The following is a 12,748-nucleotide window of genomic DNA, read 5'->3' on the forward strand; positions in this document are numbered from 1 at the left end:
ATGGCGGCACGACCTGCTCCGGCAGTCAGCCACACCAAAAACCGCACAATCTCGTCAAAAAGCTGCCCAAATGCATCAGCGGAAGCTGCCATGCAAAATGCCTCTCAGGCAACCTCGCGCCGGTGTGTCCGGCCCTTCACGCAATCGGCGCAGTCGGTGCGCTCACATCGAGGACCGTGCCATCGGGATCACGCAGCAACATGCGCCGCTGGCCGTACGGCATATCCGCAGGCGGTTCGATGATCGGGGCTTTGGCGGCAACAGCCTTGCGATACACTTCATCACAGTCAGCGACCACGAACGTGACGATAACACCGGCAGGCGCCGCCCGGATGTCCGCCGGCACAATCGCATGGTCACGCTGCAGAATGCCGAACTCGAGGCCTTGGATGTCTTCATGCGTCAGGATCACGAACCAGTCGGATTCGAAGTGTCGTGTCATGCCAAGCAGGTTCTCATAGAACGCTGCCGTCTTGCTCACATCTTCACTCAGCACATTTGTGAAACTGCGTTGCATACACGCTCTCCGCTCGGTTCAGGCAATTCGCTATCCTCTACAATACCGGCTGCTGTTTGCATAATTAGCGATTGTTCATTGTAGTTCGCCGTCGTCCGGTCGACACACTCCTGCCCGCTTGACCGCCTCACCGGTGTTGTGCATCATTTTCCCAGCACAGGAGGAAGGATGCCGTGACCAGTGCCATCATAGCCTCGCTCATGGCGATACCACTGACAGTGGCAACCGGTGCCGCAGATCGGGCACAGCCTCCATACCTGCTGCAGTCAACAACCCAGCAAGACAACCCGGTCGACATTTCGCAGCGCTTCAAGCGGGCCCAGAAGGGCGACGCCGCCTCCCAGCTTGTTGTCGGCATGAAGTATCTTGAACTTCACAATTTCGTCCAGGCTCTGTACTGGTTCGAGAAATCGGCAGCCCAGGGAAACGTCAGAGCGCAGATATATCTCGGCGACGCCTATGCCAATGGCAAGGGAGTTTCCGTTGATTTTGTCAAAGCACACATATGGCTGAGCCTTGCAGCGGCCAACGGCGGCTATGAGGCAAAGTTCCGTTTCGAGTACCTGCTGTCAAAAATGACCCCCGAACAGATTGCCGAAGCCCAACGCGCAACCCCGGCGCGAAAACCAGCGCTGGAGTAGCTCGGCGCACGCCAGGTTGTTTTCCAGTTTGCTGGTGTTTCTGATATACAGATGGATCAGAAAGCCCTGTGACCCAATCCGGAGAGCCAACGTGACAGAACCAGTTATTGCCGATAAGGCGCCAGTTGCAGTCGAGGTTGAAGCCGGCAAGAACTATTTCTGGTGTGCTTGCGGAAGATCGAAGAAACAGCCGTTCTGCGACGGCAGCCATGACGGCACCGGTCTGCAGCCTGTCAAATGGACTGCTGAAGCGTCGGGCAGAAAGTTCTTCTGCGCCTGCAAGCAAACCGCCGGCCAGCCACTGTGCGATGGCACTCACAACAGTCTTTGAGTGCTTTGATCAAGAGACGTTTCAGCAACTCACAAATCAGGAGCTGATAACTCATGGATCTCGGTTTGAAGGGCCTGAATGCAATCATCACCGGCGGCAGCAAGGGCATCGGCCGGCGCGCGGCGGACATCTTTGCCGATGAAGGCGCCAATGTCTCCATCTGCGCGCGCAACCTTGCTGAGGTAAATGAAACCGCCACCAGCCTTGCGCAAAAGGGCGTCAAGAGCCTCGGCCGGATGGTGAACGTGGCCGAGAAGGCGTCGCTGGAAGGCTGGGTCAGGGAGAGCGCATCAGTACTCGGTGGTATTGATATTGTAATAGCAAATGTCTCGGCACTGGCAGTGGGAGACAATGAAGACGCCTGGAAGTCAGGTTTCGACGTGGACATCATGCACACCGTACGGCTGGTCACCGCCGCCCTGCCCCTGCTGGAAAAATCCTCCCACGGCGCCATCGTCATCGTGGCGTCCGTGTCCGGGCGCGAAGTGGACTTTACCGGCCCGGCCTATGGCGCTTTCAAGGCGGCCCTGGTGCACTATTCACAACGCCTCGCCATGGAACTGGCGCCGCAGAACATCCGCGTAAACTCGGTGTCACCCGGTAATACCTATTTCAAGGGTGGTGTGTGGGAAAACATCGAACAGAACATGCCGGATCTCTATGCCCGGGCCATTGCCCACAACCCGACAGGACGAATGGCAACGCCGGAAGAAGTTGCCCGCGGCATCGTTTTCCTGGCCAGCCCCGCGTCCAGCTTCACCATGGGCACCAACCTGGTGATCGACGGCGCGCTCACACGCGGCGTTCAGCTCTAACGTACAACCGTCGAATTTATCAGGTCGATCCCGAGAGCGGAAAAACTATCACGTGTCGCCGCAGCGCTTCCCTGCATGTCGATCGCGCGGCAGGCATCCTCGATGACGAAGGTTTCAAATCGCTGACGCTTTGCGTCTTCCGCCGAGTACCGTACGCAGAAGTCAAAAGCCAACCCGGCACAGAACACCCGTGTAAAACCGCGCTCCCGCAAATATCCGGTCAGGCCGGTCGGCGTCGTCTTGTCGTTTTCAAAGAATGCGGAATAGCTGTCTATGCCGGAACGAAACCCCTTGCGGATGACCATCTCAGCTTTGCTCCAGGACATGCCGTCATGGAAATCAGCTCCGCTGCTGCCCTGGATGCAGTGATCCGGCCACAACGTCTGCGGGCCATAGTCCATCGAGACTTCGCTGAACGGGTTCTTGCCCGGATGAACACTGGCAAACGAACTGTGCCCTTGCGGATGCCAGTCCTGGGTCAGTACGACATGGTCAAATCGGGTGATGAGATCGTTGATGGCAGGCACAACTTCATCACCACGCGGCACTTCGAGCGCCCCGCCCGGGCAGAAATCGTTCTGCACATCAATGACCAGCAGTACGTCGCGTTGTTCAGGCTTGATGACGCTCATGCGGTCTTGTCGACTTTCAATCCGAGTTCCTCGATCATCTTGTCTCGCATCACAAACTTTTGCGGCTTTCCGGTGACTGTCATCGGGAACTCGCCGACAAAGCGCATATAGCGCGGGATCTTATAGTGCGCGATCTCACCCTGGCAGAAACTGCGCACATCATCTTCGGACAACACCTCTCCGGGCTTCAGCACAATCCAGGCACATACCTCTTCACCGTACTTCTGGTCGGGCACCCCAAACACCTGCGCCTGCTGGATCGACGGATGGCTCATCAGGAATTCTTCTATCTCGCGCGGATAGACGTTCTCGCCGCCACGGATCAGCATGTCCTTCACCCGCCCGACGATATTGCAGTAGCCGTCTGCGTCGAGGACCGCCAGATCCCCGGTGTGCATCCAGCCATCCTTGTCGATGGCGTGTGCCGTTGTTTCCGGATCGCCCCAGTAGCCTTTCATCACGCAATAGCCGCGTGTCAGCAGTTCGCCCTGCTCGCCGACGGTAACGGTATCACCTGCTTCATTGATGATCTTGACCTCAACGTGCGGATGAATGCGCCCCACTGTCGAGACACGCCGGTCCAGGCTGTCGCCTGTATCACTCTGGAACGACACCGGGCTGGTTTCCGTCATGCCGTAGGCGATGGTGATCTCGCTGGCATTCATTTGCGAAACAACCCGCTTCATCAGGCTGATCGGGCACGGTGAGCCGGCCATGATACCGGTGCGCAGGGATCCGAGCCTGAACTCTTCAAACCGCTCATGGTCCAGCATGGCGGCAAACATGGTCGGCACCCCGTGCACGGCCGTACAGCTTTCATCGGCCAGCGCCGTGAGCGTTTGCAGCGGATCAAACGCTTCACCGGGGAACACCATGACCGTGCCGGTGGAGACAGCAGCAAGGTTACCCAGCACCATGCCGAAGCAATGATAAAGCGGCACCGGGATTGCGATCCGGTCTTCCTGATTCAGACGCATTGCCATGGCGCAATAGCGGGCATTGTTGACCACATTGGCGTGGGTCAGCGTGGCTCCTTTCGGTGTCCCCGTCGTACCCGAGGTGAACTGGATATTGATGGCGTCGTCCGGCTTGAGGCTTTCGGTTATGGCGTCGAGACGGGTCCGGTTCGCTCCATCTCCCATAGTCGACACGTCGGCAAACCGGTACATGCCGGCCACGGGTTCATCGCCCAGATGAATGATGGTTGTGAGTTTCGGCAACCTAGAAGCCTTCAGGTCGCCCGCTACAGCGCCTGACAATTCCGGCGCAAGGTCCTGCAGCATCTCGATATAATCGGAGCTTTTAAAGCTGGTTGCGCTGATCAGGGCTTTTGCGCCCACCTTGTTGAGGGCAAATTCAAGTTCGTGGCGCCGGTAGGCGGGATTGATGTTGACCAGGATCAGTCCAATACGCGCGGTGGCAAACTGGGCAATCACCCATTCCGGCCGGTTCGGCGACCATATCCCGATACGGTCTCCCTTGTAGAGCCCCAGCGACAGCAGGCCGGCGGCAAACCTATCAACCTGCTCCTGCAACTCCTGCCATGTCCAGCGCATGCCCGGCTCGCAGAACACCACGGCCTCCTGTCCCGCATAACGCTTGACGGTCCCGTTCAGAAATTCCGGTATCGTGATGTGATCAAGCGCCGGGGTGCCGGACCCGCGCACATGGGACAGGCCACCTGCCGGTCGGCTCCGGTCCTGAACGGAAGTCTCAGACATCACATCCGCTTCCAGTCGCCAACCTGCTCGAATGCGGCGGCTGCCCTGTATATGGTCGCCTCATCATAATGACGGCCAACCAGCATCATGCCCACCGGCAAGCCGTCGCTCATGCCGCATGGAACGCTCATGGCCGGATGACCCGTCACGTCGAACGGCGCCGTGTTGGGAAGCATCTCAAATGCCCGCTGGCAATAAAGCGCCAGAGGTGCTCCGGCCGGTGGCAACGGTGTCGCCTTCATTGGCGTTGTCGGCATCAGCAGGATGTCATAGGAGTTGAGCAGCGCGTTGTAGGCATCCCTGAGCTTGCGAGACAGGTTTTGTGATTTCGCATAATAGTGCCCGCGGTGATGTTTCAGGAAATACTGCCCGATGAACATGCAGATCTTCAGCGAGTCCGACAGTTCGTCGGACCGCGAACGCCAGTTGGCATGGTAATCGAGCAGGCTCGTCGTATAGAGGCCTTTCCAGCCGGTGCCCATGCCATTGCCCTTCATCATCTGGTTGGTCAGGCCTTCAATGGCAATAGGAGTCCAGATGGCCGTCCCGGCTAGGTGCATCGGAATGGAGATTTCATCAACCGTTGCCCCGAGTTTCCTGAATGCCTCGGCGCCACTGCGCACCTTGTCGTCGACATCGGCCTCCGACACCGCATGCCCGAAACCTTCCTTGACCACCCCGATGCGCATGCCGCTGACACCGCGCCCGAGGCTGGCGGTGTACTTGTCGACCTGCACATTGTACTGGCGCGGGTCGAGGCCGTCTTCTCCGGCCAATACTTCCAGCATCAGGGCATTGTCATGCACGTTGGTCGTCATCGGACCGGTGTGATCGATGGTGTTCTCGATCGGCATCACACCGGTATAGGGCACCAGGCCGTGGGTCGGTTTCATACCATAGCAGCCGCAGAACGATGACGGCATGCGGATCGACCCGCCCTGGTCACCGCCGATCGCCATTTCAACCTCTCCGGAACCAACCAGAGCCCCTGACCCCGATGACGAGCCCCCGGCGGAGTAGCCGCGCTTGTGTGGGTTGTGCACCGGACCGGTCGCATTGGTGTGACTGCCGCCGGACAGGCAGAAATACTCGCAGTGCGCCTTGCCCATGATGGTCGCACCTGCCTCCAGCAGACGGGTGACGATGGTGGCATCAATATCGGGCGTATAACCTTTCAGCGTCGAAGCACCGTTCATCATCGGCACGCCGGCCAGACAGACATTGTCCTTGAGCACAACTTTCTTCCCGGTCAGCGCCCCGCGCGGTGCGCCCCTGACCTCGGTCTTGATGTACCAGGCATTCAACGGATTTTCTTCAGCCGACGGCCGGTAGCCGGCGGTGCGGGGATAATCGACTGTCGGCAGATGATCCGGCATCGCGTCGACTTCATCATAGGCCTGCAGCGTCCCTTCCATCACATCCAGGAATTCAGCGACGCGCTGATCCGACATGTTCATGCCGAAGCCGTTGACAATGGCCCTTAACTGGCCGTGGGTTGGCCTTCTGACTGACATTGATCTGTGACCTTCGTAAGTGTGTGTATGGCTTGGTTCGCGAACCGGTTCGCGAGCGCGGGGTTGCTGCACCGGTTCGTCGGACTGATAGCTCGCAGCAGGTGTGACGTCGGCAGGCGGCGCGACTGGCGCGGGCTCGGCCTGATCTCCATTGGCGGCCGGGCGCCGGGATTTGCCTGCCCCGAACCCGACGAACTCTTCGATCAGCGCCGGATCGCCGGATTTGACGTCGCTCATCTCACCGATGATTTCGCCTTTTTGCAGCAAGGTTATGCGGTGCGATAGCCCGGTGATGAACTCCAGGTTCTGTTCCACCAGGATGATCGAGATATCCCGCATGCGGTTGAGGTTTTTCAGCAGGACCGAAATTTCCTCGATGATCGACGGTTGAATACCTTCGGTCGGTTCGTCCAGCAGGATCAGTTGCGGTTCCGAAACCAGGGCGCGCGCAATGGCCAGCAATTGCTGCTCGCCGCCGCTCAGGGTTCCCCCGTCGCGTTCCAGCAGCCGTTCAAGCCGGGGAAAGTCCTGCAGAATATGCCGGATTGCCTCTTCTTCATCCTCGCCGTGGGCAGCAATGCCCATGCGCAGATTGTCGAACACCGAAAGATGCGGAAATATCCCGCGCCCCTGCGGCACGTAAGCCAGCCCCATCAGGTTGCGTTCATGTGCCGGTTCGCGGGAAATATCCACACCGTCGAACAGGATTGTTCCTGCCGTGGCCGGGATCAGGCCCATGATGGTTTTCAACAGCGTGGTCTTGCCCATGCCGTTGTGTCCGAGCACACCGACAATCTCGCCTTCGCCCACATGAAAGTCGACGCCGTGCAGTATTGGCACTTTGCCATATCCGGCCCCCAGACCCTTTATGTCGAGAAGTGCGTTACCGGTCATGTTGCGCTGTTCCCAAGGTAAACCTCACGCACGCGCGGGTCGGCAGTGACCACGTCCATGGTGTCCTCGATCAGGATGCGGCCCTCATGGAACACCGTCACCTTGCTTGAAATCATGCGGATGAACTGCATGTCGTGTTCCACCACGATCATGGTCGCCTGCTGGTTGATTTCGCGGATGATCTCGACCGTGCGCTCTATCTCGTCATGGGTCATACCGGCGGCCGGTTCATCAAGCAGCACGAGCCAGGGTTCTGCAGCCACCACCATGCCGAGCTCCACCCACTGGCGCTGGCCATGCGCCAGTTGCCCGACAATATCGCTCCGGATATCGCCCAGCTTCAGCCGTTCAATCGTCTGGCCGGTCAGGGATCGTGCCCGCGCAGCGCCATGCCAGCGCCGCGCTGCCAGCCAGATGTTTTCGCTGACGCTTAGCCCGTCAAATACATTGGGCACCTGGGTCTTGATGCCGACCCCCAGGCGCGCGATCTGGTGTGGCAGCCGCCCAGTGCCGTTGAAGTCACGGATAACCACGTCGCCGGACGTCGGTGACAGTTGTCCGGTGAGGCATTTGAAGAAAGTACTCTTGCCGGCGCCGTTCGGGCCGATCAGGCAGCGCAGTTCATTTTCGCGAAGGTTGAAATTGACACGGTCAACGGCCTTCACGCCGCCAAAGTGCATGGACAGGTTGCGGGTTTCGACGACGATCTCACTTTTCATCGGCGGCCTCCCGCATTTCACTGCTTCGCCTGCTGCGCCTGCGCCTGACCTTCAGTTCGCGCCGCTGCATGGCGCGCCGCGAGCGGGCGCCGTCCCACCAGCTGATGAATGTCGGCAGGAAACCTCTCGGCACGGCGAGAACGAATATGATCAGGATCAGGCCCAGCACCAGGTTGTTGTTCACCGTTCCCTGCGTGCCCAGCCATGAGGTCAGGTAGAACAGTGCAAACGACCCCATCACCGGGCCGGCAAGCGTGCCGCGTCCACCGACAATCACCCAGATGATTGCCAGCGCCGAATTGTACAGGTTGAAGATGTCAGGCGTGACCCGACCGACTCCATTGGCAAAGATGATGCCGCCTGCCCCGGCGATGGCACCGCCGATGGTGAACATCGCCAGCTTGTAGAACCTGGTGTCGTAACCGATCAGTTCCGCGCGCAGCTCGTTTTCGCGGATGGCCACGGCAACCCGTCCGAAATGCGTCTGTATCAGCCACGCGCAGATGATGTAACCGATGATGAGCACTGCCATGCCCACATAGAAGACGTGCTCCGGAAACAGCGGCATATAGGGCGCCCATGGCATGTTCAGCGGTGGCGAGGTCACCCCGTTGAAACCGCCAAGCAGCGCGTCGCCGATCTTGTACTCCGGCCCCGATGTCCGCCTGAGCAGCGAATACAGGATCAGGGTCACCGTCAGGGTAATCACTGCCATGTAGACGTCACTGACCCTGCCGTAAAACATGAAATAGCCCAGCACGGCGGCGAACACAGCCGCCGCCAGGATAGCGACCAGCACGGCCCAGGACGACCCGCCGAAATTGACCGCCGCAATCGTGTAGGCATAGGCACCAATGCCGAAAAATGCGGTCTGGCCAAAACACAAAATGCCGCCATAGCCCCAGATCAGCCCCAGGCTCAAGGCCAGGATGGCAAGCGCGATGGCCGTTGACAGGTTGATGATGGTGAACAGTTCCAGCACGCCGGGTGCCCCCAGGGTGAAAATCACCCCGGCCAGCACCAGTGCGGCACGCCAGCGGTTTTCGCGCGTCCAGCTCACAGGCTTTTCCTGAAGAAGCGGCCGGTAATGCCCGTCGGCAACAACCTGATCAGGATAATGGCGGCGGCCAGCAGCGCAACTTCACCCAGCGTTGGTCCGGTCAGGAATGCCATGATGCCGTTTATGCCGCCCAGCAGAACCGACGCCGCCGTGGTGCCTGCCAGGATGGAAGCGCCACCGCTGATAACCGTGATGAAGGCCTTGGCAATATAGGTGGCACCAATCGACGGCAGGACGCCTGTAACAGGCGCCAGCAGGCCGCCGGCGAGACCTGAAACAGCGGCACCGAGCCCGAAGGTGATCATGTAGATGCGCTTGGTGGACACACCCAGCGCCGATGCCATATCGTCACTCTGCATGGTGGCGCGGGCGACTAGTCCGAGTTTGGTCAGCTTGAGCACTGCATACACCATCAGCAGCAGCACAACCGTAACCGCGATAAGGAACAGCTCGTAAGCGCTTGAGGAATAGTCACCAATCTGGATGGCGCCCAGCGGCGGCGAGATGGTCGTTGCGGTTTGAGCACCGAAAATCGAGGTAACAAGCCCTACAAACAACAGGCTCAAGCCCCAGGTCGCCAGCAGGGTATCCACCATTCGCCCGTACAGGAACTGGATCAGCAGGCGTTCAACCAGGATACCGATAAGACCAACCACCAGTGGCGCCAGCACCAGCATGGCGAACCAGATATTGACGCCCTGGTTGGTCGATATGACTACCGTGTAGCCGCCCAGCATGAGGAACTCGCCGTGGGCCAGGTTGATCACCCGCATCATGCCGAAGATGATCGCCAGCCCGAGGCTGATCAGCACCAGGTTGGCGATGCCGTAGACAATCTGCAATGCGAGCGCAATAACCAGATCCACGCGAGATATTCCCCATGTCCGTGCGCAATAAAGCGCCGTGTTGCTTGCAGCGCCCTACTTGATGCCGGCCGCTTCCAGGCCGTTCTCGAAATAGAACTTGGCCTGATCCGGATTGGCTTTCAGGTCACAGACCAGAAGTGTGTCCGACGGCGGTTGCTCGTTGTGAGTTTCAACAATGTTGAACGTCTGATCCTTCAGCTCTGCCAGATACACATTCAGCACACCGTGGTGGGTTTTCGGATCAAGGGAAATGGCACCACTTGGACCAGCCAGGCTGATGCCGCTCTCCAGCGCTTCGATCACCGGCATGCGGTCCGCGGTACCGGCTTTCCTGACCGCTTCGGCCCAAAGCTGGATACCTTCATAACTGCGCGTCGCCAGTTCATTCAGATATGGCGCATCGGCTCCAAATTTGTCCTTGAAGCGCTTTACAAAGGCGGCGTTGTCATCGCCTGGCACTTCCTGGAAGTAGGTGTAGGCAGCCAGGATGCCATCGCCTTCCTCGGCGGAGATCAGCTTGTGCTCATTACCGACACCAAACGTGGTCGATGCAATCGGCACCGACTTGTTCATGCCGGCCGCTGCATACTGGCGGTAGAACGAAATATGCGCACCGCCGACCAGCGCGGACCAAACCATGTCCGGCTTGGCCGCCTGGATCTTCTTGATCGTCGGGCCAAAATTGGTCACATCGAGCGGGAAGAATTCGATATCGGCAACTTCGCCGCCATTGTCGGTGACGTATTTCTTCACCCACTGCGCAGTGATCTGGCCGTAATTGTAGTCGGCAGCGATGATATAGACCTTCTTGCCGAACTTGTTCATTGCGTACGGCACCAGCTTTTCCACCGTCTGGGCCGGAGTTGAACCCGTGCAGAAGCAGTTCCGGTCGCAGACGCCGCCTTCATACTGTGTGTTGTAGAAATACAGCGACTTGAAGCGGCCCAGCGTCGGGCGAATAGCTTCGCGCGATGCAGACGTGATGCCGGCATGCACAACATGCGCCTTGTCACCGGCCGCCGCCTTGGTGGCATACTGGGTGTAGAACTGGATGTTCGACTGCGGGTCGTAATTGATCAGGTCAACCTGCTTGCCGTTGAGGCCGCCTGCAGCGTTGATTTCATCAACCGCCATTGTTGTCGCATCCGCCATCGGCTTGCCGTAAATATCCAACCCGCCGGACTGATCCAGAATGCTCACCAACTTGATCTTGTCGTCCGCCTTTGCGCGGCCGATGATACCGGGCGCCATCAGCGTCAGCCCCGCAAGAGATGTCCCCTTGATAAAAGTTCTACGATCAAACGACATGATGGTCTCTCCTGTTTACAGCCTCTGGCGAGAGCGCTGCTGGTTACTGTTACAATCCGGTTACAACCGTCCCCCAGTATTTAGGCCTTCTTCTTTCTTGCCGGGCCCGACTTGCGGGCGGCAGGTTTGCCCGTATCGCCGGCTTTCGAACCGGTCAGTGAATCAGACAGGCCTTTCAGCCCGTCACTGATATTGATTCCGACTTCCTCACCCAGCTTCTTCACAGCCGGCAGTTGCAGTGCCATCGATAAAACCCCATCCACAACCTGGTTGACCGCCGGACCGCTGTTACCCCCGCCCGCACCGGTGCCATCGCCATAAGGCCCGCCGGATCCAAATCCTGTGACGTTGTTGATACGGATACTTTCTATCTTCTCGGCCGGTTTCAGCATGCGCCCGACCATGTCCGGCATGACTTCGATGCGCGCCATATCCAGCTTCATGCGAATGAGTTCGGAACTCTGGGCATTCTCAGCCTTGACCACGGCAGCGGTGCCTTCCGCTGTCGCAATCAGCCGGTCCTTTTCCGCCTTGGCCCGGTCAATCACAGACTTGGCTTCCGCTTGTGCCATGGCAAGGATGGTGCCGGCTTCACTCTTGACCCGTACATCATCGACATCAGCCTGCTCACCGGCCTTGATTACCGCCAGTTGCCGGTCGCGGTCGGCAGCTGCCGTTTCACGCGCGGTTTCCACTGCCTCCTTTGCAGCGGCCTCCTCGGCGCGGGCGGCTTCCGCCTCGGCCACAGCGCGGGCCTGGTCCGCATTCTTGGCCGCCATTTCGATGACCTTGTCGGCACTGGCCTTTTCAGTTGCCAGCGTGGCTTCAACATCAAGCGCGCGCAGGGCACGGTCGCGGTCAATTTCATTGCTGCGCACTTCGCGTTCCCTGGAAATGCGGGCCTGTTCACGGCGCAGCTCCGCCGCTGCTTGTTGCTCTGCAACTTCCGCCTGGCTTGTCGCACGCGTCGTTTCAATGTGGCGCTGCTGGTCGATGGAGGCCTGCTCTTCCTCCTGCTCGATAACAAGCTTGCGCTTGGTCGCATCCAGGTAACTCTGTCGCACCGATACTTCGGCATCAGACTCGATTGCGGCGCGTTCCTTCTTGTTGACCGCGATGATTTCGGCAAGGCGGCGCATGCCAAGGGCGTTGAACGCATTGTTTTCGTCCAACACATTGAACGGTGTCTGGTCGATCCTGGTCATGGATACCGATTCGAGGACCAGGCCGTTGATGGCCAGGTTGTCCTTCAGCATCTCGCTGACCTCGCGTGCATACTCGCCACGCTTGTCTTGCAATTCGTCCATGCTGTAGCGCGCCGCAACTGCCAGCAGCGCGTCGACCAGCTTGCCTTCAAGGGTCTCTGCCAGTTCAGAGGCACGGAACGACTTTCCGGCCAATGCCTGTGCCGCGGTTGCCACACCTTCAGCTGTCGGCTGCACACGGACATAAAACTCAGCCGTTGCATCAACCCTGAGCCGGTCCCGGGTGATCATCGACTTGGCACCCTGGCGCTCGATCTCCAGCCGGGTCGTCTTCATGTTGACTTCGGAGACCTTGTGCAGGAACGGCATTGATATGCAGCCGCCGTCCAGGACCACACGCTGACCGCCTGCCCCGGTGCGTATCAGCGCGACTTCGCGGGTTGCCTTGCGGTAGAACTTGTTGAGAAAAATAATTGCCAGTATGAGCAGGACGAGCAGCAAAACCGCTACAACGAACCAGACCAT

General features: G+C 59.0%; 12 protein-coding genes. 3 read left to right on the forward strand and 9 right to left on the reverse strand.

Annotated elements, in window-relative coordinates; translation table 11 throughout:
- Positions 1-136: 136 nt before the first annotated feature.
- Positions 137-517 (reverse strand): VOC family protein, encoded by a 381-nt coding sequence (locus DHN55_RS17130; protein ID WP_108882732.1) that lies wholly within the window; start codon positions 515-517, stop codon positions 137-139.
- Between the two features lie 173 nt (positions 518-690).
- On the opposite strand from DHN55_RS17130, the gene DHN55_RS17135 reads away from it, so the two are divergent.
- The 3 genes from DHN55_RS17135 to DHN55_RS17145 all read left to right on the forward strand — a co-directional run bounded on the left by DHN55_RS17135 (position 691) and on the right by DHN55_RS17145 (position 2,304).
- Entirely contained in the window at positions 691-1,158 is a 468-nt protein-coding gene (locus tag DHN55_RS17135) for a tetratricopeptide repeat protein (RefSeq protein ID WP_337660456.1), read from the forward strand.
- A 91-nt stretch (positions 1,159-1,249) separates the two neighbouring features.
- Entirely contained in the window at positions 1,250-1,489 is a 240-nt protein-coding gene (locus tag DHN55_RS17140) for a CDGSH iron-sulfur domain-containing protein (protein WP_108882734.1), read from the forward strand.
- Between the two features lie 53 nt (positions 1,490-1,542).
- Entirely contained in the window at positions 1,543-2,304 is a 762-nt protein-coding gene (locus DHN55_RS17145) for an SDR family oxidoreductase (protein ID WP_108882735.1), read from the forward strand.
- Here DHN55_RS17145 and pncA read toward each other — a convergent pair.
- The 8 genes from pncA to DHN55_RS17185 form a co-directional block, all read right to left on the reverse strand.
- Entirely contained in the window at positions 2,301-2,936 is a 636-nt protein-coding gene (gene pncA, locus DHN55_RS17150) for a bifunctional nicotinamidase/pyrazinamidase (RefSeq protein WP_108882736.1), read from the reverse strand. The genes DHN55_RS17145 and pncA overlap by 4 nt on opposite strands.
- Positions 2,933-4,657: a fatty acid CoA ligase family protein gene (locus tag DHN55_RS17155; RefSeq protein WP_108882737.1), complete on the reverse strand. Its 1,725-nt coding sequence runs from the start codon at positions 4,655-4,657 to the stop codon at positions 2,933-2,935. The genes pncA and DHN55_RS17155 overlap by 4 nt, the downstream gene beginning before the upstream one ends.
- Positions 4,657-7,065: an amidase gene (locus DHN55_RS17160; RefSeq protein WP_108882738.1), complete on the reverse strand. Its 2,409-nt coding sequence runs from the start codon at positions 7,063-7,065 to the stop codon at positions 4,657-4,659. The genes DHN55_RS17155 and DHN55_RS17160 overlap by 1 nt, the downstream gene beginning before the upstream one ends.
- Complete coding sequence (locus DHN55_RS17165) at positions 7,062-7,784, reverse strand: ATP-binding cassette domain-containing protein (RefSeq protein ID WP_108882740.1); 723 nt, start codon at positions 7,782-7,784, stop codon at positions 7,062-7,064. Before DHN55_RS17165 ends, DHN55_RS17160 begins: the two co-directional genes overlap by 4 nt.
- Positions 7,774-8,844: an ABC transporter permease subunit gene (locus DHN55_RS17170; protein ID WP_108882742.1), complete on the reverse strand. Its 1,071-nt coding sequence runs from the start codon at positions 8,842-8,844 to the stop codon at positions 7,774-7,776. The genes DHN55_RS17165 and DHN55_RS17170 overlap by 11 nt, the downstream gene beginning before the upstream one ends.
- The gene (locus DHN55_RS17175; RefSeq protein WP_108882743.1) at positions 8,841-9,710 is read right to left on the reverse strand and encodes an ABC transporter permease subunit; all 870 of its coding nucleotides are present in this window, start codon (positions 9,708-9,710) and stop codon (positions 8,841-8,843) included. The genes DHN55_RS17170 and DHN55_RS17175 overlap by 4 nt, the downstream gene beginning before the upstream one ends.
- A 54-nt stretch (positions 9,711-9,764) precedes the next feature.
- Positions 9,765-11,018, reverse strand: a complete 1,254-nt coding sequence (locus DHN55_RS17180; protein WP_108882744.1) for a transporter substrate-binding protein — start codon at positions 11,016-11,018, stop codon at positions 9,765-9,767.
- A gap of 80 nt (positions 11,019-11,098) precedes the next feature.
- Positions 11,099-12,748 (reverse strand): flotillin domain-containing protein, encoded by a 1,650-nt coding sequence (locus DHN55_RS17185; protein WP_108882745.1) that lies wholly within the window; start codon positions 12,746-12,748, stop codon positions 11,099-11,101.

Origin of the sequence: Anderseniella sp. Alg231-50 (assembly GCF_900149695.1) — a bacterium.
Lineage (GTDB): Bacteria > Pseudomonadota > Alphaproteobacteria > Rhizobiales > Aestuariivirgaceae > Anderseniella.